The sequence below is a fragment of the Streptomyces sp. NBC_01546 genome, assembly GCF_045208355.1.
Taxonomy (GTDB): domain Bacteria; phylum Actinomycetota; class Actinomycetes; order Streptomycetales; family Streptomycetaceae; genus Streptomyces.
In genome coordinates, this window is record NZ_CP109379.1 from 4,068,947 (window position 1) to 4,088,551 (window position 19,605).

Annotated in this window: 19 protein-coding genes, 1 tRNA gene and 1 pseudogene; 11 read left to right on the forward strand and 10 right to left on the reverse strand. The window is 70.9% G+C overall.

Going from position 1 to position 19,605, the window contains the following annotated elements:
* Positions 1-214: 214 nt before the first annotated feature.
* Entirely contained in the window at positions 215-616 is a 402-nt protein-coding gene (locus tag OHA89_RS18590; protein ID WP_406366673.1) for a DUF6344 domain-containing protein, read from the reverse strand.
* A 433-nt stretch (positions 617-1,049) separates the two neighbouring features.
* Here OHA89_RS18590 and OHA89_RS18595 point away from each other — a divergent pair, with 433 nt between their 5' ends.
* Both OHA89_RS18595 and OHA89_RS18600 read left to right on the forward strand, forming a co-directional pair.
* The gene (locus tag OHA89_RS18595) at positions 1,050-1,922 is read left to right on the forward strand and encodes a helix-turn-helix domain-containing protein (protein WP_406366674.1); all 873 of its coding nucleotides are present in this window, start codon (positions 1,050-1,052) and stop codon (positions 1,920-1,922) included.
* A gap of 84 nt (positions 1,923-2,006) precedes the next feature.
* The gene (locus tag OHA89_RS18600) at positions 2,007-2,129 is read left to right on the forward strand and encodes a hypothetical protein (RefSeq protein WP_257555289.1); all 123 of its coding nucleotides are present in this window, start codon (positions 2,007-2,009) and stop codon (positions 2,127-2,129) included.
* Between the two features lie 159 nt (positions 2,130-2,288).
* On the opposite strand, the gene OHA89_RS18605 is transcribed toward OHA89_RS18600, so the two are convergent.
* The 6 genes from OHA89_RS18605 to OHA89_RS18630 form a co-directional block, all read right to left on the reverse strand.
* Positions 2,289-2,373, reverse strand: a tRNA-Ser gene (locus OHA89_RS18605).
* 51 nt (positions 2,374-2,424) lie between these two features.
* Positions 2,425-3,375 (reverse strand): serine protease, encoded by a 951-nt coding sequence (locus OHA89_RS18610; protein ID WP_266608811.1) that lies wholly within the window; start codon positions 3,373-3,375, stop codon positions 2,425-2,427.
* A 250-nt stretch (positions 3,376-3,625) separates the two neighbouring features.
* Positions 3,626-4,699 (reverse strand): YeiH family protein, encoded by a 1,074-nt coding sequence (locus OHA89_RS18615; protein ID WP_266608813.1) that lies wholly within the window; start codon positions 4,697-4,699, stop codon positions 3,626-3,628.
* A complete protein-coding gene (locus OHA89_RS18620) occupies positions 4,699-5,250 on the reverse strand; it encodes a cysteine dioxygenase family protein (RefSeq protein WP_257555293.1) in 552 nt (183 codons plus the stop codon). Before OHA89_RS18620 ends, OHA89_RS18615 begins: the two co-directional genes overlap by 1 nt.
* 79 nt (positions 5,251-5,329) lie before the next feature.
* Positions 5,330-6,235 carry a LysR family transcriptional regulator gene (locus OHA89_RS18625; protein WP_215139730.1) on the reverse strand — a complete coding sequence of 302 codons (906 nt, stop codon included), beginning with the start codon at positions 6,233-6,235 and terminating at the stop codon, positions 5,330-5,332.
* Positions 6,236-6,325: 90 nt separating this feature from the next.
* Positions 6,326-7,846 (reverse strand): S1C family serine protease, encoded by a 1,521-nt coding sequence (locus OHA89_RS18630; protein WP_406366675.1) that lies wholly within the window; start codon positions 7,844-7,846, stop codon positions 6,326-6,328.
* A gap of 226 nt (positions 7,847-8,072) precedes the next feature.
* Between OHA89_RS18630 and OHA89_RS18635 the strand changes: the two genes are divergently transcribed.
* From OHA89_RS18635 to OHA89_RS18645, 3 genes and pseudogenes are all read left to right on the forward strand, one after another.
* The gene (locus tag OHA89_RS18635; RefSeq protein WP_257555295.1) at positions 8,073-8,873 is read left to right on the forward strand and encodes a glycerophosphodiester phosphodiesterase family protein; all 801 of its coding nucleotides are present in this window, start codon (positions 8,073-8,075) and stop codon (positions 8,871-8,873) included.
* Between the two features lie 85 nt (positions 8,874-8,958).
* A pseudogene (locus tag OHA89_RS18640) lies at positions 8,959-9,560 on the forward strand (ATP-binding protein).
* Between the two features lie 208 nt (positions 9,561-9,768).
* On the forward strand, positions 9,769-10,743 hold the full coding sequence (locus tag OHA89_RS18645; RefSeq protein WP_215139733.1) for a DUF5926 family protein: 975 nt from the start codon (positions 9,769-9,771) through the stop codon (positions 10,741-10,743).
* 181 nt (positions 10,744-10,924) lie between these two features.
* On the opposite strand, the gene OHA89_RS18650 is transcribed toward OHA89_RS18645, so the two are convergent.
* Together OHA89_RS18650 and OHA89_RS18655 are read right to left on the reverse strand one after the other, a co-directional pair.
* Complete coding sequence (locus tag OHA89_RS18650) at positions 10,925-11,509, reverse strand: hypothetical protein (RefSeq protein WP_266608818.1); 585 nt, start codon at positions 11,507-11,509, stop codon at positions 10,925-10,927.
* Between the two features lie 134 nt (positions 11,510-11,643).
* On the reverse strand, positions 11,644-12,366 hold the full coding sequence (locus OHA89_RS18655) for a bifunctional DNA primase/polymerase (RefSeq protein WP_257555297.1): 723 nt from the start codon (positions 12,364-12,366) through the stop codon (positions 11,644-11,646).
* A 451-nt stretch (positions 12,367-12,817) separates the two neighbouring features.
* Here OHA89_RS18655 and OHA89_RS18660 point away from each other — a divergent pair, with 451 nt between their 5' ends.
* Both OHA89_RS18660 and OHA89_RS18665 read left to right on the forward strand, forming a co-directional pair.
* A complete protein-coding gene (locus OHA89_RS18660; protein WP_266608820.1) occupies positions 12,818-14,347 on the forward strand; it encodes a PP2C family protein-serine/threonine phosphatase in 1,530 nt (509 codons plus the stop codon).
* A 124-nt stretch (positions 14,348-14,471) separates the two neighbouring features.
* Entirely contained in the window at positions 14,472-15,938 is a 1,467-nt protein-coding gene (locus OHA89_RS18665; protein WP_257555298.1) for an aminopeptidase P family protein, read from the forward strand.
* Between the two features lie 84 nt (positions 15,939-16,022).
* Here the strand turns inward: OHA89_RS18665 and OHA89_RS18670 are convergent, their stop codons facing one another.
* Positions 16,023-16,466, reverse strand: coding sequence for an ATP-binding protein (locus OHA89_RS18670; protein ID WP_215139738.1), 444 nt, complete (start codon positions 16,464-16,466; stop codon positions 16,023-16,025).
* A gap of 223 nt (positions 16,467-16,689) precedes the next feature.
* Here OHA89_RS18670 and OHA89_RS18675 point away from each other — a divergent pair, with 223 nt between their 5' ends.
* The 4 genes from OHA89_RS18675 to OHA89_RS18690 all read left to right on the forward strand — a co-directional run bounded on the left by OHA89_RS18675 (position 16,690) and on the right by OHA89_RS18690 (position 19,601).
* Positions 16,690-17,532, forward strand: coding sequence for a hypothetical protein (locus tag OHA89_RS18675; protein WP_406366677.1), 843 nt, complete (start codon positions 16,690-16,692; stop codon positions 17,530-17,532).
* A 108-nt stretch (positions 17,533-17,640) separates the two neighbouring features.
* A complete protein-coding gene (locus OHA89_RS18680) occupies positions 17,641-18,363 on the forward strand; it encodes a YcnI family protein (RefSeq protein WP_406366678.1) in 723 nt (240 codons plus the stop codon).
* Positions 18,364-18,432: 69 nt separating this feature from the next.
* Complete coding sequence (locus tag OHA89_RS18685) at positions 18,433-19,086, forward strand: SCO family protein (RefSeq protein WP_257555302.1); 654 nt, start codon at positions 18,433-18,435, stop codon at positions 19,084-19,086.
* On the forward strand, positions 19,083-19,601 hold the full coding sequence (locus OHA89_RS18690) for a copper chaperone PCu(A)C (RefSeq protein ID WP_266608827.1): 519 nt from the start codon (positions 19,083-19,085) through the stop codon (positions 19,599-19,601). The genes OHA89_RS18685 and OHA89_RS18690 overlap by 4 nt, the downstream gene beginning before the upstream one ends.
* Positions 19,602-19,605 lie beyond the last annotated feature (4 nt).

Here is a 19,605-nt window from a genome sequence, read left to right on the forward strand (position 1 = left end):
CTGCACGCCCCCGGCGCCCGCCGGGGCAATCCATCCGTGCCCCGCTCCGGGGCACCACGCGGCGCGATCCTCGGTCACACGTGACCGGGCTCCAGCGCCTGTTCCGACCGTTCTGCCCGGAGGCGGCGCGTACGCCGGCGAATCCGGATCCCGCGACTCCCGCGGGACAAGTACGAGTACAGGTACGGGTACGAGTTCGGACCTACGCCTGCGCCTACGCGGCGAGCGCGAGCACTTCCCGGGCGGCTCCGGCGGGGACTCCGGCGGTGGCTCCGGTCGGGGCGCTGACCTGGGTCAGGGCTCGGGAGGCGGTTCCCGGTCCGGCACCCATGGCCGCGGCGGTGGTCGAGCGACGGACGGACGGGGTCTTGCCGTGCGCCTCGGCGCGGATCCGCTGCTTGATGGTCGGCGGCAGCGATCCGCCCCGCATCATCGCCCGCCAGGTCCGCCGGGCCGTGAAGGCCGGACGGCGCACAGCAGCGGCCGGGGCGTCGGGGGCAGAGACGGAAGCGGCGGCCGGAGCGGCCTTCCCACCGATACCGAGGGAGCCGAGAAGAGCCACGAGGGCTGCGAGGACGGAGGTCCAGATCGAGGTGAGGATGCTGCGCTGAGCCATGACGGGTGCCTCGTTTCAAGATGTTGCGACGGGCGGATCTGAATACATTCGTCATGATGTGCCCGCAACCGCACCACCCCCACAACCCGCGCCGATCTTCCGACAAACACCACTCGGAAGGACCAGCCATCGGAGTCGTCTCCAGCGGCGAAGAAGCGCCTCCGCGGCACCCGGAACCATCCTGACCTGCGCCTTCATGCCACGTCAGGGCCCGGAATCCCGCAGCAGCACGCGCCTGGCACGTCGGCAAGTCGGAAAATACGTCGCGCCTCTTACCCCCTGGCGGGGAACGCTTCCGGCGAGGGGGACGGACATGCACGGGCTCCTCGTTCATCTGGAAGTGTTGCGGGAGCCGGGGTGCACCGACTTCTCACGGGGCTGGGGCGGCGCTCGGGCGGCGCTGGGCGTTCGTCGCCACGGGAGGGAGAGGGATATGCCGGTGATCGGAAGCACGGGCATGACCGGTCGGGGAGTCGAGATGACTCGGGTGGGTGATCGGTGGCGGGTGACCCGGCCGTGGCCTCCCCAGTTGCGCCCGTTTGTGCACAGCTACGCCGGCTACTGGGAGGCGGCGGCCTCGCCCTATCGGGTGCGGCTGGTGCCCACGGGTCGAGCCGTCGTGGTGATCAGCCTCGGGGAACCGTTCGCCCAGGTCTGCCGGCTGGGGGACGCGAGCCCGAACAGCCTGGTGACCGGCTCGCTGGTCGCGGGTCTGGAGGACGGGCCCCGGGTGTGTGACCATCCTGGCGGCCAGGAGGCGATTCGGCTCGAGCTGACCCCGTTGGGCGCCTTTCGGCTGTTCGCCGTGCCGATGAGCGAGTTGACCAACAGGGTGGTCGAGCTCTGCGACGTCCTTGGACCCCAGACCGCAGTGCTGGTGGAGCAGCTGGAAGCCACCAGCGACTGGGGAGCCCGGTTCGACCTGCTGGACATGGCTCTGTCGGCCCGGCTGGCGCATGGCCCGGATCCCGCGCCCGAGGTGAGCCATGCCTGGCACCTGCTGGCCCGTGCCGGCGGGGCGATCCCGGTCGGCCGAATCGCGGCCGAAGTGGGCTGGAGCCAGGGCTACCTCGTCCGCCGGTTCACCGAACAGATCGGCCTGACACCCAAGATGTCCGCCCGCGTGCTGCGCTTCCACCGTGCCGTGAGGCTGCTCACGCGCGAGGACGCGAACCTCACCGAAGTGAGCGCTGTCTGTGGCTTCTACGACCAGGCCCACCTCAACCGCGAGTTCCGCGCCCTGGCCGAGACCACCCCCGGCCAGATGGCCGCTGGCCGCGTGGCGGAGGGAGCCCTCGCCCTGTGAGAGGCGAGGTCAAATTTGTCCAAGCCAGGCCGTCCGCACGTCGATAGTGTCCCCGTTCGTAGTTGCCCAGAGGGGGAGTACTCGATGGAAGACCTGCTGCGCATCCTTGTGTCCGGCGCGATCACCGGCGGCTTGATCGGTTTGGCGGGAGCCCTCGGCGCTCGCAGGCGCAGGCGTCGAGAGGGCGGTGACGCCAACGGCCGCTGAGGTCCCGCTCGCGGCCTGGGCGTGTCGGCTGCTTCCTGGCCCATATGCACTGGTCAGCGCCGGGACGCGGGGGATCCCGGCGCTGACCAGGATGAACGCAGAGGGCGGGCCCCCGGATCGGGGACCCGCCCTCTGACCGGTCAGTTCTCTGACCTGCTGCGGTGGGTGTGGGATTTGAACCCACGGTGACTCGCGCCACGACGGTTTTCAAGACCGTTCCCTTAGGCCGCTCGGGCAACCCACCTGGCCGGTACAGAGTACCGGCCAGGTGGGGATGGCGGGTGCGGGTGAGGGGTCAGGCGGTCTGGGCCTTGTCGTAGGCGGCCTTCGCCTCGTTGCCGAAGTACGGGCCGTACATCCGGTTCGGCAGGAAGGTGTAGCCGAAGCTGTTCACCGAGACCTGGGTGCCGAGGCCGGTGCTCTCGTTGAAGTCCTGGAACCAGGGGCCGCCGCTGGAGCCGCCGGTCATGTTGCAGGCCAGGCTGTGGTCCTTGGTCAGCAGGAAGTCCTTGCCGCTGTTGCCGCTGCAGTAGACGAGCTTGGTGCCGTCGTACGGGGCCGCCGCGGGGAAGCCGAAGGAGTACATCTTCTTGTTGTAGCCACCGTTGAAGAGGATGCCCTGGGCGCCGACGGCCTGGCTCAGGGTCTGGCCGTTCAGCGGGGCGACGACGGCGAGGCCGACGTCCATGTTCATGTCCTCGCTGGCGGCCCACTGGTCGGTGGCGAAGGTCTTGGTGGCCGACCACTGGCCGTAGGGCGCGCTGCCGTTGTTGTAGGCGGGGACGAAGACCCAGTTGGTGTGCCAGGCCCCCTGGTACTTCACGCAGTGGCCGGCCGTGATGACCGTGCTGCCGTTCGCGCTGGTGACCGAGTCGCCGGAGCAGGAAGCGGTCCGGTCTCCCATGGTGAAGAAGACCCGGCCCGAGGTCTTCACCACCGCTCCGGCGCCCGTCCAGGCGCCGCCCGCCTGCGGGAAGGCGGTGGGGGACGCGGAGGCGGCCGTCGGGGCGATGTGGGTGGGGGCGGCCGTGGTGGCGGCCGGCGTACGGGCCGCGCCGGGGGCCGCCGTGACGTCGAGCGGGGTCGCGCCCCGCATCCGCTCGGCGGTCCAGAAGCCCTGGGTGTGCTGCTGCCGGAAGGACGCGGGGGTGTCTGCCGCGACCGAGGGGGAGGCCGCGGTCAGGACCCCCGCGATCAGGGCGCCTGCCGATAAGAGGACGGATGCGGCAATGCGATGACGATTCACGCATGACTCCTTCTGCCGTGCCCGGTCCGGTCCTGTCGGTCGGACCAGGGCAGGGTGGGGGTGAAGAACGGTCGGTGCGGATCGGCTGTGCGGTGTGCCGGGTGCGCTGTGCGGTGTGTGCCGTGCGGTGTTTGCCGTGCGCTCTGCGCTTGCCGGGCAGAGTGGCACGGCCGCGCGTCATTGTCAGGGGGCAGTCAGAACGTTCGGTCGGTTCCGGCCATGAAATGGCCAACTCCCTTCCTTCCCGCGGTCATGCCGTGAGCAGCACGCCCGCGTACGAGACCCCCGCGACCACCACCCAGGCGCCGAGTCCGAGCACCGCGGCCCGCCCGCCGGTCCGGGCCAAGGTCGGCAGGTGCACCGCGCTGCCCAGACCGAACAGGGCCGCCGCGAGCAGGGCCTCCTGCGCGGTGTGCGCCCACTCCAGTGCCAGGTCGGGCAGTGCCCCCGTGGCGCGCAGGGCCGCCGCGGCCAGGAACCCGGCCACGAACAGCGGCACCGGGGCAGGCCGGCGACCCGAGGCCGTGCGCACGCCGCGCCGCCGGGCCCGTACGGAGAAGGCGACGGCCGCCACCAGCGGGGCGAGCAACGCCACCCGCATCAGCTTGACCAGCACCGCCTCGCCGAGGGCACCCGGGCCTGCGGTCTGCGCGGTGGCCACGACCTGGCCGACGTCGTGGACGCTCGCGCCGACCCAGCGCCCGAAGGCGGGGTCGGAGAGCCCCAGGGGCCCTTGCAGCAGGGGAAGCACCGCGATGGCGAGCGTCCCGCACAGGGTCACCAGCGCCACCGAGGCGGCAACGTCCTCCTCGTCGCTGCCCGACACCTCGCTCACCGCGCCGATCGCCGAGGCCCCGCAGATCGAGTACCCGGTGGCGATCAACAACGGCTGGTCGCCGGGGAGTCCGAGGCGACGCCCGAGCCAGAGGGTGCCGAAGAAGGTGGCCGCGACCACCCCGGCCACCATGGCGACCATCGCCCAGCCGAGCCGGAGGACCTGGTCCAGCCCCAGGCCGAGGCCGAGCAGGACGATGCCGATCCGCATCAGCCGCCGCCCCGCCAGGGAGAGGCCAGGACGGGCCGTTCCCCGTACGTAGCCCCGCAGCCCGGGGAGATGCGCCACGGCGATGCCCAGTACCACCGACGCGGTCAGCATAGGCACGGCGGGCACCACCCGGTGGATGCACCAGGCCGCCAGCGCTCCGCCCGCGGCCGCCGCCAACCCCGGCCAGACGGAGGATGTTTCTCCCCCAGCTACCGCTGGGGGTGCCCCCAGTGAAACATGCCGGACCGCCGCGCTCTGGGGGCGGTGGAGGAGCGCCATCAGCCGACGGGGAGCGTGTAGACGCGGCGGATGCTGGTGCCCAGCCGGGAGACGTCGGCTCCGTACACATGCAGGGATATCGCCTTCGTACGACAGGAGTTGCGCACCTTGTGGATGTCGCCGGGCGGGGCGAATCCGCAGACCTCGCCCTGTCCGTTGACCACGTCCTCGGTGGCCACCAGCCGGGCGGCGTCCGGTCCGGGCGAGAGCCGGTAACGGCGTTCGCTCTCCTCGCCCTGGTGCACCCCGGCCACGCACCACGACACGTGGTCGTGGATGCAGGTCTCCTGGCCCGGCAGCCAGACCAACGCCACCACCGAGAAGCTGCCGTCGGACTCGGCGTGCAGGACGTGCTGCCGGTACCGTTCCGGGTCGCCTTCCTGCTGCGCCGGGGTCAGCAGGTCAGGCGCGCCCAGATGCGGGGCAAGGCGTTCGCCCACCAGGTACGCGGTGAGGTCGGGAGCCAGGCCCCGGTCCACGACCGTGCGGATCTCACTGACGAGGGCGGCCATCCTCGTGGTCGTACGGGCCGGCGTGCTGGTGGTGGTCATACCGGCAGCGTCCTGCTGCCGTTTCATCACGTCCAACGACAGTTCTGACCCAAAATCCCAAGCTCTGCTTATGGGTTGGTCAGCAGCCGACCCGGTTCGCGGCCACGCTCTTCAGTGCGCCGAGCACCACGGCCGTCGCCGGAACCCGCAGGTGGTCGCGGTAGACGTAAGCGGCGATGTGGCGGCGGGCGGCGGGCTGGAGCGCCCGCCCGCAGACGCGGTTCAGCGAGAGCGAGGGAAGCACCAGTGCGGGCATCATGGCCACGCCCAGCCCCTGTCCGACCAGGCTCTGCACCACCAGGTTGTCGTCGGTGGCGAACCGGATGTCGGGCACGAAGCCCAGTTCCGCGCACTCGTGCAGCAGGTTGGCCCGGCACCGCGGGCAGCCGGCGATCCACTGCTCCTCGGCGAGGTCGGCCAGGTGTACGGCGCGGCGACGGGCCAGCGGGTGCCCGGTCGGGAGCAGCACCGTCAGCTGGTCCTCCAGCAGCCTGACCTCGGCGACCTCCTCCGGGATCTCCTCGTGCAGTCCGGGATAGGTGAAGGCCAGGGTGATGTCGCACTCCCCGCGCTCCAGTCGGCGCAGCGACTCCGGAGGTTCCCCCTCCAGCAACTCCACCTGCACGCCCGGATGATCCTTGGCCAGGCCGCTCAAGGCCTCTGGGACGAGGGTGACGTTGGCGCTGGGAAATCCGCACAGCCGGACCCGCCCGGTGCGCAGGCGTGCGTACGCCTTCAGCTGCGCCTCGGCGGCGGAGAGGCTGCCGAGGATGGTCTCGGCGTGCCGCGACAGGGACTCCCCGGCCTCGGTGAGCTGCATCTTCCGGCCCACGCGCGTGAACAGCGGGGTTCCGACGGCGCGTTCGAGCGCCTTCATCTGCTGGGTGATGGCGGGCTGGGTGTACCCCAGCACGCGGGCGGCCGCCGAGTAGGAGCCGGAGGCGACCACGGTGTGGAACGTCCGAATGTGCCGGGAATCGAACACCTCTGAAGCATAAGCGGACGTTGGGAGGGGCCGTAGGCGGAATCCCGCCCACGGCCCCTCCCCATCAAGCCAGTCCGCGCTGCGCGGCCGTTACTTGTCTCCGACCCGCGAGCCGAGGGTGATGTCGACCGTGCTCGGCTTTCCGCCGCGCAGGTACGTCAGCTTCACCGTGTCGCCGGGCTGGTACGTCCAGATCATGCTGATGAGGGTCGGGCCGCTGTCGACCGGCTTGCCGCCGAACTCGGTGATGATGTCGCCGGGCTTGAGACCCGCCTTGCCGGCCGGGCCGTTCGGGTCGACCAGGTCGTTGGCGGCCGCGCCCTGCTCGGAGATCTTGGCGCCCTCGGCCTTGGACTGGAGGTCCACGGAGACCGAGATCACCGGGTAGACGGGCTTGCCCGTCTTGATCAGCGACTCGGCGACGTTCTTCGCCTGGTTGATCGGGATGGCGAAGCCGAGGCCGATCGAACCGGCCTGACCGCCGCCGAAGCCGCCGTTGCCCGCCGACTGGATCGCGGAGTTGATGCCGATGACGGCACCGCGCCCGTCGAGGAGGGGGCCGCCGGAGTTGCCCGGGTTGATCGAGGCGTCCGTCTGGAGCGCGCTCATGTACGAGTTCTTGCCGCCGGAGCCGTCCCCGGAGGCGACCGGGCGGTTCTTGGCGCTCACGATGCCGGTGGTGACCGTGTTGGACAGGCCGAAGGGGGCGCCGATCGCAATGGTCGAGTCGCCGACCGCGACCTTTTCGGAGTCGCCGAGCGGCAGCGGCTTGAGGCCGGCGGGCGGGTTCTTCAGCTTCAGGACGGCGACGTCGTAGCCCTGGGCCCGGCCCACCACCTCGGCGTCGTACTTCTTGCCGTCGGAGAAGGTGGCGGTGAGCTTGCCGCCGTTCGCGGCGGAGGCCACGACGTGGTTGTTGGTGAGGATGTGGCCCTGCTGGTCGTAGACGAACCCGGTGCCGGTTCCGCCCTCGCCGTCGCCGGCCGAGGCCTCGATGGTGACCACGCTGGGCAGCGCGCCCGCGGCGAGGCCCGCGATGGAGCCGGCATCCCGCTTGAGTTCCTTCGGGGTGTTGCCCGCGCTGATCGTGGTCGAGCCGGCGCCGCCGTTGCTCCGGTCGGCGGCCCAGTAGCCCACGCCGCCGCCGATGCCGCCGGCCAGGAGTGCCGCCACGAGCACGGCCGCGATCAGGCCGCCCTTGCCCTTCGGCTTGGCCGGCAGGGCGCCGTCCGCACCGAGGGGAGCGCCCCAGGCGCCGCCGCCGTGGCCGCCGCCCGCACCGTAAGCGGGCATCGTGGGCGGGGGCGGCCAGCCCTCGGCTCCGTGGGCGGCCGGGGCCTGAGTCGCCGCGGGGGACTGACCGTACGCCGGAGCAGGAGCCGCGGCCGGAGCAACCGGAGCGGCCGGAGCCGCGGCCGGGGGCTCGGGATCGTGCGGAATCTGCTGGGTCGGCTCGGTTCCGGGCGCCGCCGTATGCGGCAGCTGCTGGGTCACCGGCTCGGCGGCGGCGGGCGCCTGTCCGGCCGCCTGCGTCTCGGAGGCCGGAGCAGGGGGTGCGGACGGGGCCGCGGGGGGTGTGGGGGCCGCGGTGCCCTCGTTCTCGGTGCTCACAGCGCTCTCTCCTCGTCACACACGGCTTCAGAAATCTCTGGCGTATCGGGCCGACTGAACGTTCGACGTACCGCACAAGTTCCTGGGCAAAGCCTTTCCCATGGCCCGTCAGAGCACTGTAAGCCGGACCTGTGCATCTCCTGCCATTCTTTATATCCGGCATTTCGGACGCATCCGCAGGACCTGGTCTCGACGTCGGCCTGCCTGTCGGTGGCACCATGACCCAGTGACCCACGCAACGCCGCGCCCCATCCAGGTCGTCGCCCACCGAGGTGCCTCGGAGGATGCCCCCGAGCACACCCTGGCCGCCTACCGCAAGGCCATCGAGGACGGTGCCGATGCCCTCGAATGCGATGTCCGGCTCACCGCCGACGGCCATCTGGTCCTGGTCCACGACCGCCGGGTGAACCGCACCTCCAACGGCCGCGGCGCCGTCTCCGCCCTGGAGCTGGCCGATCTCGCCGCCCTCGACTTCGGCTCCTGGAGGGACCGCGAGGAGTCCCCCGACTGGGACGCGGACCCCGAGCTCACCTCCGTCCTCACCCTGGAACGTCTGCTGGAGCTGACATCCGATGCCGGACGGCCGGTGCAGCTCGCGATCGAGACGAAGCATCCGACCCGCTGGGCCGGACAGGTGGAGGAGCGCCTCCTCTTCCTGCTCAAGCGCTTCGGCCTGGACGCCCCCGCCGCCGAGGGCCCGCACCCGGTGCGGGTGATGAGCTTCTCGGCCCGCTCCCTGCACCGGGTACGGGCGGCCGCCCCGACGATCCCGACCGTGTACCTGATGCAGTTCATCTCGCCCCGGATGCGCGACGGCCGGCTGCCCGCCGGAGTGAAGATCGCCGGTCCTGGAATGCGGATCGTGCGCAACCACCCCGGCTTCATCCGCAAGCTCCAGGGCGCGGGCCATTCCGTACACGTATGGACAGTGAACGATCCCGAAGACGTTCAGCTGTGCGCTGATCTGGGTGTAGAAGCGATCATCACGAACAGGCCGCGTCAGGTTCTGTCCCAACTGGGGCGCTGACGTCCCGCTTTGCCCACCAACCCCCCGCGCACCGCTGGTAACAGGGTGTGCCCCGGCGCATCCGCTCCGCATCCGGTCGGCACGAATGCGTCAGGGGGCTCCACTTCGACGGTTTCCGGTCCAGGCCATTGGGGCATCCAGACCATGCGTGGGGCTAAGGAGGTTCCGGGGGTGGCGTTGGTGGTGGCACAGGAAGTGCCCACGTCGTCGTGCATGGATGTACGCCATGGTCCTGCGGGCGTGGGCGAGGCGAGACACCGGATGCGTGAGCAGTTGCGCATCAGCGGGGTGTCCGAATCGGTCGTGGACGATGCCGTACTGATCCTTTCCGAACTGCTCAGCAACGCTTGTCGACACGGCAGGCCACTGGGCGCGCGGGAAGTCGGGGACGGGGAGATACGCGCCGCATGGCGCGTCGACATAGCGGGGCGACTGACGGTCGAGGTCACGGACGGGGGCGGACCCACCCGCCCGGTCCCGGCCACGCCTTCGGTCACCGCGCGCGGCGGCCGCGGGCTGAACATCATCAGCGCGCTGGCCCAGGACTGGGGTGTCCGGGATGGAGCGGCGGGTGAGGTCACCGTGTGGGTGATCGTTGCCTGTGGGCCCCGGCACGACGATTTCGCTACGCGCGTTGCGCCCCCGGCGATCGACTTCAGTACGGCGTTCGACGACCTGGATCCGTGAACTCGGGATCCCCGACCGCGAACCGCACGACAATCGAACATCACGACATACGAAGATCACCACAGCAGTACCGGGCATCGCAGAGGCGGCCGTCCGGGAGCGCACGCCGACCGTGCTCCCGGCCGCACCCCACCGGTTCCGGCGGTACGAACGGCTAGGCTCGCGCCCAGACAAGACGCCGTACCGCCGCAACCGGGAGACACGCACGATGGCCAAGAAGCGCCCCGCAGCCAAGACTGCAAAGCCGCAGCTCAACAACGGTGAAATCCCGGTGGTGGGCGCACGCGAGCCCTGCCCCTGCGGATCCGGGCGCCGCTACAAGGCCTGCCACGGCGCAGCCGCCGCACACGCCGTCACCGAGCACGTACGCCGCCCCTTCGAGGGCCTGCCGGGCGAGTGCGACTGGGTCGCGCTGCGCGAGCTCGTGCCCGCGGCCACCGTCCCGCTGTCCCTCAAGGGCGGCCTGCCCGAGGGCGTCCCCTCCGTCACGCTGGTCACCGTGCTCCCCATGGCCTGGCCGGCGCTGCGCCGCGAGGACGGCTCCGTCCTCCTCGGCCTGCAGAACGACTCCTCCACCGGGGACCTCGGCCGCGACATGGCCGACACCCTGGAGCGTGCGCTCGTAGCGGAGCCGGGTACTCCGGTTCCGGCGCGCCGGGTTCCGGCCGAGGGGCCGCGACTTCAGGATCTCCTGGACACCGACGGCGTTTTCGAGCCGGTTGTGCACAGCGGCTTCGAATTCTGGATTCCGGAATCGGAGAGCGCCCAGAGCGCTTCCCCGGAGATCGCCGCGTCGCTGGAACGCGCCAACGCGGCCGCCATCCCCACCGTCAAGCTGACGGGCGTGGACGCGTCCTACTGGTGCGAGACCCCGGAGAAGAACCACCTGCGCTGGGTCATGCCGCACCCCGAGGAGAAGCTGCTCGACGCCCTCGCGCGGCTGCACGCGGCCGGCACGTCCTCGCTCGGCGAGGGCACGAAGCTCGTCGGTTCCTTCCGCGCGCACGGCCTGATGGTTCCGGTCTGGGACCTGCCCACCGGCGTCACGGCCGACGATGTCGAGAAGCCCGCCGCGGAGTTCGCTGAGCGGCTGGCCACGGCTCTGGCCTCGGACGCCCCGCTGACCACGGAAGAGCGCCGGGCGCGCGGCGGGCTCACCAACCGCCAGGTGACCCTCAGCTGACCTGCGACCACGCGCTGATCCGGTGACAGGAGTCACAACTCCCGCTAACCGTCTGCAAATCGGTGTCTGAATATCAGAGATCGAATTTGCGTAGAGGCGATCTCTTGTTACCGTTCTTGTAGCCCGGTCGCTGGTGCATCCCCCGTCGCCAGCGACCGGGCCCTTCCAATTCCGGCGGTACTCAACCGCCACCCGGTGCCGGTGCGTTGCTCCCGGACCGCAGGAGCAGCTGCCCTTCATCATCCGGAACTGCAAATTCCGATACGGCCGAGTAACTGTCCGGCTCCCCCGCCGAGTCCTCTTTCGGCGTCTCGCACAGACCGGGCTCGTCGCCCTCGCCGACCGCGCAACGGATCTGCACCGTACGCCCGGCGGGCCCCATCACCGTCAGCACGGCATCCAGCGCGCGGCCACTCGTGTTTCGGTAGTAACTCCGGCCCCACGTCCGGCCCTCACCGACCAGAATGCAAGTCTGCGCCTCCACACCGTGGGGCGAGGACAGCTCGGGGCCGCACCGGGAATCCGTACGGGGCTGCTCGACGGGGCCGGGCTGCTCGGGCCCGGCCGCCGGTCCCTCCGGCGCCGCCGGACGGGCGGGCGCCGTGGGAGACGTACGCGAAGAGTCCGAAAGCCCGAGGGCCGAGAACAGGCCGCTGCCTTTTCCGTCATCCTGACCGGCGAAATCCGGCCCGGCGATCGCTCCTGCGAGCGGGAGCGACAAGATGATCAGCACACCGGTGCCGATACCGATCAGGCGGAGATTCATTCGCCGAAGATAGCGATGCGGGAATGGGGCGCGGAGATCCCCGCGCCCAATTCCCTTGGAAACCCGTCCCACTGGCACCCGTACGAGTGATCCGCACGAGCGCCGCGCACCGGTGATCCGCCGAATCGGGCAGGTCAGTACGCGAGTCTGCTGCCGCCGCCGGGTGCGCCGCTGCTCGCCTCGACGAGCGCGTCCACGACCGCTTCCACCTGCGGGAGCCAAAGATCCGGCGCGCCCGCAGGCCCGGCCGGCCCCGAAGACGGCTCCCTTTCCCACCGGACCTGGCCACCGCTGGAGGCGGCGGAGGGCGGCAGCAGGAGATAGCCGCCCTCACCGTGGAAGCGCAGCGAGGACGGCACGTGATCCTTTGCGTAAAGGAGTTCGCCGAGCCGTTCCAGCGAATACGGCGACACCAGCAGCGACCACCGGGTGGGCGTCGCCACGACCGGCCCGAGCCGCATGCCTTGCGCGTCCAGCCGTACGAGGGCCCGCGCGGCCGCGGCGGCCGGGAGGCTCACCGCGCACGGAGCGGTCCCGCCGGTGGCCATCAGTACAGGTGCGGTGGGCCGGTTGGTCCACCACCAGGTCACCATCCGGGGATCGGTGGTGGCCGCGAGGAGCCCGGGGTCGAAGGGGTGCGCGCCGGGGACGACGCAGTCGGGGTCGGGGCAGGCGCAGCGCGAACCGTCCGCGGCGGACCGGCCGACGCCGGGCAGCACGGGCCACTGCCAACGGGTGGCGCAGGTGAGCGCCGCGTCGAGGAGAGCTGGCGTGGCGCCGGTCTGTCCGGGGGTGGGGCGCAGGGATTGAAAGCGATCGCGGAGCCGCTGGAGACGCCTTCCGAGGATCTCGCGCATGAGCGCTCGTTCCTTTCCGTTGAACGCCGAGGGCCACATCACACCATGTAAGGGGTGTCTCACCACACGTACACGTTTCGCGTCACTGTCCGCTATAAGCAGGTTCACACGGTTCGTGCAGTTTTCTTACAGGTCCATCAAACGTCCGGCGGGGCTGGAGCGCGACCCGCACAGTTTGTCGAGCCGGTTCGATACCGGCTGCCGCCGCTAAGGACGACGGCCCGCGCCGAACGGTTCCCGGCCCCCGCCGGGCAGGTCGCACGCCGCACCGAAGCAGTACCGGAACCGCGCCAACTGGCCCCCGGTGCTACCGATTACGTACCCGGCCCCCTTGTGAAGCCCGTCCAGTCGACCGCAAAAACCGCCCGCTTCCAGCTTTTTCCGGCCAAGTTCTAGCCTTGGCTGGACAGTGAGTTGCCGTCCCACGGACACCAGGATTCCCACCTGGGCAATGCTGGACATGCATCCGTGTGTGCGTGTAGATGTGGATTCCTTGATGGCGGCGCAGCACGATCTGGGGGTTTGCGATGCTATTTGGCGAATCGCACCAGGTGGAAAGGCGGACGCCATGAGCGCCCCGCATCTGCCGAAAGTGGCTGGAATCGATCCAGCAGTTACGACGTCACCGCACACTGTGGCGCCCCCGCCCGCCCGGACCACCCCCGACCCGGTCCCGGCACCCGGACCGGGCAGTCTCATCCAGGACCGGCTGGCAGGCATGGTCTCGGACCTCACCACCCTCCACGAACTCACCGAGCGCCTGGCCCGCGCCGACGATCTCGACTCCTCCCTCCACGAGTTCCTGCGCGCCGGTGCCGCACTCGTCGGCGCCCGCCGCGGCCTGATCGTCCTGGAGCCCTCCGACGGACTCGGCCCCACGACCACGATCGGCCTCGGCCTCGGCCACGCCGACCTCGGCCACATCGAGACCGTGCCGCGCAGCGCGACCTCGTACGGCCGCATCCTCGACGGGCTCCCCGACGCCCACGGCGGCTCCGAGATGCTCCCCGAACCGGGCGAGCCTCCCGGCGCCGGAGGTTTCGCCGCCCCCGTCGATCCCCGCCACCGCGAGGTGGCCGCCCGCCTCGGATACGCCGCCAGCTACGCGCTCCCGCTGACCGCCGAGGCCACCGGCCGGCTCGGCGCGGCCGTCTGGCTCTACGACGAGCAGGCCGAGCCCAGCGACCGCCAGCGCGACCTCGCCGGGCTGTACGTACGGCACGCCGCCGAGCACCTGGCCCGGATGCTCGAGGTGGAGCGCTCCCGATCGCGCCTGGCCACCCTCACCGAGGAACTGCTGCCCAGCCGGCTCCCCCGGGTCGCCGGGGTACAGCTCGCCGCCCGCCACCACACCGGGCCGCGCGGCGGGGGCGACTGGTACGACGCCCTGCCACTGCCCGAGGGCGCCCTGGGGCTGGCCGTCGGGTCCGTCACGGGTTCCGGGCCCAGCGCCGTCGCCGCCATGGGCCGGCTGCGGGCCTCGCTGCGGGCCTACGCCGTGATGGAGGGCGAGGACCCGGTCGCCGTCCTGTCCGACCTGGAGCTGCTGCTGCGCCTGACCGAACCGGCGCGCTCGGCCACCGCGCTCTTCGCCTACTGCGAGCCCGCCCAGCAGAAGATCATCCTGGCCGGCGCCGGGCACGCCCCGCCGCTGCTCATCGGCGAGCGCCGCACCGAGTACGTGGAGACCTCGCTCTCCGCGCCGCTGGGGATGCTGTCCTGCTGGGAGGCGCCGAGCGTGGAGATCGAGCCCGCACCCGGAGAAACGGTGCTGCTGTACACGGACGGCCTGCTGCGCCGCACCGGCGACCCGATGGACCGGGCCTACGCCCGGCTGCACGCGGCGGCCGCGGCGGTCCCCCGTGCAGCCCGGGAAGACCCGGCCGCCCTCTGCGACCACATCCTGCGGACCGTACTGCCCGAAGGGGAGCCGGCCGACCTCCCCGAGGACATCGTCCTGCTCGCCGCCCGGTTTGAGTGAGCTGGGACTGTTGCGACGAAACCGGCCGTTTGTGCGATAAAGCACACGGGCCTCCTGGCGCTCGCACATACGATGGACGAGGGCCCCACCCCGGTCCGTGCCTGTCGTAGCTGAGGAGAATGACGTGGCTGACGAGCTCACCCCGGAGACCCCGGAAGAAGAGCAGCCCAAGAAGACGCACAAGCAGCGCAAGAACGGTCTGTACCCGGGCGTCAGCGACGAACTCGCCGAGAGCATGCGCACCGGCTGGGCCGACACAGAGCTGCGCGGGCTGGAGCCCATCGCCCAGGCCTCGTACACCGCCGCCCGCCGAGCCGCGCTGTCCGCGCGCTTCCCCGGCGAGCGCCTCGTCGTCCCCGCGGGGCGCCTGAAGACCCGCTCGAACGACACCGAGTACCCCTTCCGCGCCTCGACCGAGTACGCGTACCTCACCGGCGACCAGACCGAGAACGGCGTCCTGGTCCTGGAGCCCACCGGGGAGACCGGCCACACCGCCACCGTCTACCTGCTGCCGCGCTCCAACCGTGAGAACGGCGAGTTCTGGCTGTCCGGCCAGGGCGAGCTGTGGGTCGGCCGGCGCCACTCCCTCACCGAGGCCGAGCAGCTCCTGGGCATTCCCGCCAAGGACGTCCGCGAACTCGCCGAGGCCCTCACCGAAGCCGAGGGCCCGGTCCGGAACGTCCGCGGCCACGACTCCCTCATCGAGTCCGCCCTCACCGACAAGGTGACCAAGGAGCGAGACGAGGAACTGCGCGTCTACCTCTCCGAGGCCCGCGCCGTGAAGGATGACTTCGAGATCGGCGAGCTGCAGAAGGCCGTCGACTCCACCGTCCGCGGCTTCGAGGACGTCGTGAAGGTCCTCGACAAGGCCGAGGCCACCTCCGAGCGCTACATCGAGGGCACCTTCTTCCTGCGTGCCCGCGTCGAGGGCAACGACGTCGGCTACGGCTCCATCTGCGCCGCCGGCCCGCACGCCTGCACCCTGCACTGGGTCCGCAACGACGGCGACGTCCGCTCCGGCGACCTCCTGCTGCTCGACGCCGGCGTGGAGACCCACTCCCTCTACACCGCCGACGTCACGCGCACGCTGCCGATCAACGGCACGTACACCGACATCCAGCGCAAGATCTACGACGCGGTCTACGAGTCCCAGGAAGCCGGCATCGCCGCCGTCAAGCCGGGTGCCAAGTTCCGCGACTTCCACGACGCCTCCCAGCACGTCCTGGCCGAGAAGCTCGTCGAGTGGGGCCTGCTGGAGGGCCCGGTCGAGCGCGTCCTGGAGCTCGGCCTGCAGCGCCGCTGGACCCTGCACGGCACCGGCCACATGCTCGGCATGGACGTCCACGACTGCGCCGCCGCGCGCACCGAGGCGTACGTCGACGGCACGCTGGAGCCGGGTATGTGCCTCACCGTCGAGCCGGGTCTGTACTTCCAGGCCGACGACCTGACCGTGCCCGAGGAGTACCGCGGCATCGGCGTCCGGATCGAGGACGACATCATCGTCACCGAGGACGGCAACCGGAACCTGTCGGCCGGACTGCCCCGCACCTCGGACGAGGTCGAGGCCTGGATGGCGCGCCTCAAGGGCTGACGAGCGAGTCTCGACGCCGTGATGGGCGGGGTCCCGGTGGGGGGTCCCGCCCGTCGGTGTTCCTGCGGCGTTTCCCGCGGTGTTCTACGACACCTTCAGCAGCGCGTCGTCGCGCCACTTCAGCATCTTGTCGAAGCTCACGACCGCGCCGCGGCCGGGCCGGTTGCGGAAGCGGACGTGGTCGGCGAGTTCCTCGATCAGATGCAGGCCACGGCCGTGCTCGGCCAGCGAGGGTCTGAGACGGGCCACCGTCGAGGGCGGGAACCCCGGGCCCGAATCGGTCACCTCGATGCGGCAGCAGTCCCCGTCCAGATAGGCCGTGACGTGGTACGCCTCGGCCTCGTCCGGGAATCCGCCGCACCCGCCGTGCTCCACCGCGTTCGCACACGCCTCGCTCAGCGCCACCGAGAGATCGTAGGAGATGTCCGGGTCCACCCCCGCGGTCTCCATAGTCCCGAGCAGCAGTCGCCTGGCGAGCGGCACGCTCGCGGCTTCGCGCCTCAAGTGGAGAGACCACCAGATGCTCATACGGTTACCTATTGCCGCCCATGAGGGCCCGTAAGCACGCGGAGGGCCTCCGAGAGCTCCATTGCCCCCGTTCGGCCGATGCGGCTCTCCGGGATCCGGTATATGCGACGGTGACCGCCGCCATACTCGGGCAACCCGCCGGACCAGGTCCCATGACGGACTCATGGGACCTTCCGGACCTGCCGTATGGAGGGCCTAAGCGCAGTGCGATGATGGCCCGGCCATGACTGACCCCCACGCGACGCACGCCGGAGCCGGCCTCCGGCTCATCCGGGCCGCGGTGTTCACCGCGGTCTGTGTCGTGCTGTCCGCGGCGGGGCACGCCCTGGCATCCTGCGCCACCGTGCCGTGGTGGTCCCTGTGTCTCGGCTTCCTGGCCGTCTTCGCGGTCGCCGCGCCGCTCGCCGGACGTCGGCGCTCGCTGCCCGGCATCGCCGCCGGGCTGACCGCCGGACAGCTCGCGCTGCACGTGGTGTTCGGCCTCGGCCAGCACAACGCCGCGGCCGCGTCGGCGACCCCGGCACCGGCCACCGCTGCCGACAGCTCGCTCGCCGAGCTCGCCGCCCGGCTGGTGTGCGGGGGCAACTCCGTACCGCTCAGCCCGGCGGACGCCCGGCAGATCCTGACGACCGCCGGGCTGGACCCGGCTGCCCTGGCCGCGGAGGCCTCTCAGGCCGGACAACTCGCCGCACAGGGCCACGGCGCGCACGTCCACGTGGCCCAGGTCGCCACCGAGGCCCCCTCGACCGGGCTGTTCAGCCCGGCCATGCTGCTCGGCCACCTGCTGGCGGCACTGGCCGTCGGCTGGCTTCTCGGCCGCGGCGACGCCGCGCTCTTCCGGCTCGTCGAACTGTCCCGGCTCTCCGCCGAAGCCGCCCCGGTACGCCCGTTGCGGGCCGCGCTGGCCTTCGTACGCGCCCTCGGTACCGGACTCCCGGGCGCGCCCGCCGGTACCCCGCAGGCCCTGCGGACCTCGGGCGCCCCCGCCGCTGCCACCGGCCGGGAAGCACTCCAGCACACGGTCATCAGGCGCGGGCCGCCCACGGCTCTCGCACTCGCAGCCTGAGGCGGCACCCTCCTCCCCGGACACGCCGGGAGCACCGGTGCCGCGCAACTCCGCGCGCGCCCGTGCGCGGAGCGACCGTCACCCCTGCTTCCGTGGAGTGTTCCTGCCATGAAGACCTCTCGCGTCTCCTTCGCCGCCGCCCTCGCCGCCGGTACCGTCCTCGTCCTCGTCCTCTCCGGTCCGGCCTTCGCCCATGTCAGCGTGCAGCCCGGCGAAGCCGCCAAGGGCGGTTACGCGACGATCAACTTCAAGGTCCCCAACGAGCGCGACAACGCGGCGACCACCCAGCTGGAGGTCAACTTCCCGGTCGACCAGCCGCTCACGTCCGTCATGCCGCAGGACGTTCCCGGCTGGACCGTGAACGTCGAGAAGACCAAGCTCGACAAGCCGCTGACCGTGCACGGCAAGCAGATCAACGAGGCCGTCACCAAGGTCACCTGGTCCGGCGGCAAGATCGAGAGCGGCAAGTTCCAGCAGTTCCCGCTCGCCGTGGGCAAGCTCCCCGAGAACGTCGACCAGATGGTCTTCAAGGCGGTCCAGACCTACGACAACGGCGAGGTCGTCCGCTGGATCGAAGAGGCCAAGGAAGGCGCCGCGGAACCGCAGAACCCGGCGCCCGTCCTGAAGCTGACCGCCGCCAAGGGCGCCGACCACCACGATGCCGGCGACAAGAACGCCGACAAGAACGCCAAGGACGCGCAGCACGGCCACGACCAGGCCGACGCCAAGCACGGCTCCGACACGACCGCGCGTGCCCTCGGCATCGCCGGCATCGTCATCGGGCTCGGCGGTGTCGCCTTCGGCGTCGCCTCGCGCCGTCGCTCCGCCTGACCGGCCGCGCCCCGACGCCCTGCCGTTCCCGAACGTCCGTCACATCCCCGATCCCAGGGACATCTCTCGATGCGCACCACACGCGTGACGGTCGCCGCACTCCTCGCGGCGGCCGCACTCACCCTGACCGCCTGCGGCGGCGAACCCGCCAAGACCGGCTCGGTCACCCAGATCGCCGGCGGCCAGAGCAAGAACAAGGCCGCCACCGTGCTGGACCGCCCGTTCACCAAGCCGGAGCTGGTCCTCACCGACACCACGGGCAAGCCGTGGAACCTGCGCGAGCAGACCAAGGGCAAGCCGACGCTCATCTACTTCGGCTACACCAACTGCCCCGACGTGTGCCCGCTGACGATGAGCAACATCGCCGTCGCCAAGAAGGCACTCCCGAAGGCCGACCAGGACAATCTCCAGGTCGTCTTCGTCACCACCGACCCTGAACGGGACACTCCCGACTCCCTCGGCGCGTGGCTCAGGTCCCAGGACCCGTCCTTCACCGGGCTCACCGGGGACTTCGCCACCATCCAGGCCGCCGCGCGCTCGCTCGGCATCGGCATCGAGGCCGCCAAGAAGGAGGCCGACGGCAGCGTCGTCTCCATGCACGGCGCCCAGGTCATCGCGTTCTCGCCCAAGACCGACGAGGGCTACCTCCTCTACGGCGAGGGCACCACCGTCGACGACTACGCCAAGGACCTGCCGAAGCTCATCAAGGGAGAGAACCCGTGAACGCCCGCACCACCCGCACTCTCGCCGCCGCTCTCTCCCTGACGGCAGCGCTCGCCATATCCGGCTGTTCCGGCTCCTCAGGCTCCTCCGACTCCTCCGGCTCCAAGGACGACGCGTCCAAGCCCGCGCCGACGGTCGGCGACGCCTTCATGCCCCAGCCGGTCAACGACAAGATGGCCGGCGCGTTCATGGTCATCAAGAACGACTCCAAGACCGCCGACAAGCTCACCGGAGTCACCTCCACGCTCTCCGACGATCTGCAGATCCACGAGACCAAGGACCAGAAGATGCAGCAGGTCCAGTCCCTGGACGTGCCCGCCAACGGCGAGCTGAAGCTGGAGCGCGGCGGCACCCACATCATGTTCATGGGGCTCAAGAGCACTCCGAAGGTCGGCGACAAGGTCACCGTCGAGCTGCGCTTCGAGAAGGCCGACCCGGTCAAGGTCGAGCTCGACGTGAAGGAACGGACGTACACCGGGCAGGCTCCGACATCCGCCGCCGGCAACGCCCACTGACGGA

What these genes read in the sequence shown, in the direction of transcription:
- OHA89_RS18615 (WP_266608813.1), bottom strand. Translation starts at nt 4,699, where the DNA reads ATGGCGCTCCTCCACCGCCCCCAGAGCGCGGCGGTCCGGCATGTTTCA.
- OHA89_RS18650 (WP_266608818.1), bottom strand. Translation starts at nt 11,509, where the DNA reads ATGAATCTCCGCCTGATCGGTATCGGCACCGGTGTGCTGATCATCTTG.
- OHA89_RS18590 (WP_406366673.1), bottom strand. Translation starts at nt 616, where the DNA reads ATGGCTCAGCGCAGCATCCTCACCTCGATCTGGACCTCCGTCCTCGCA.
- OHA89_RS18620 (WP_257555293.1), bottom strand. Translation starts at nt 5,250, where the DNA reads ATGACCACCACCAGCACGCCGGCCCGTACGACCACGAGGATGGCCGCC.
- OHA89_RS18600 (WP_257555289.1), top strand. Translation starts at nt 2,007, where the DNA reads ATGGAAGACCTGCTGCGCATCCTTGTGTCCGGCGCGATCACCGGCGGC.
- OHA89_RS18660 (WP_266608820.1), top strand. Translation starts at nt 12,818, where the DNA reads ATGCTGGACATGCATCCGTGTGTGCGTGTAGATGTGGATTCCTTGATG.
- OHA89_RS18670 (WP_215139738.1), bottom strand. Translation starts at nt 16,466, where the DNA reads ATGAGCATCTGGTGGTCTCTCCACTTGAGGCGCGAAGCCGCGAGCGTG.
- OHA89_RS18685 (WP_257555302.1), top strand. Translation starts at nt 18,433, where the DNA reads ATGCGCACCACACGCGTGACGGTCGCCGCACTCCTCGCGGCGGCCGCA.
- OHA89_RS18675 (WP_406366677.1), top strand. Translation starts at nt 16,690, where the DNA reads ATGACTGACCCCCACGCGACGCACGCCGGAGCCGGCCTCCGGCTCATC.
- OHA89_RS18680 (WP_406366678.1), top strand. Translation starts at nt 17,641, where the DNA reads ATGAAGACCTCTCGCGTCTCCTTCGCCGCCGCCCTCGCCGCCGGTACC.
- OHA89_RS18655 (WP_257555297.1), bottom strand. Translation starts at nt 12,366, where the DNA reads ATGCGCGAGATCCTCGGAAGGCGTCTCCAGCGGCTCCGCGATCGCTTT.
- OHA89_RS18645 (WP_215139733.1), top strand. Translation starts at nt 9,769, where the DNA reads ATGGCCAAGAAGCGCCCCGCAGCCAAGACTGCAAAGCCGCAGCTCAAC.
- OHA89_RS18595 (WP_406366674.1), top strand. Translation starts at nt 1,050, where the DNA reads ATGCCGGTGATCGGAAGCACGGGCATGACCGGTCGGGGAGTCGAGATG.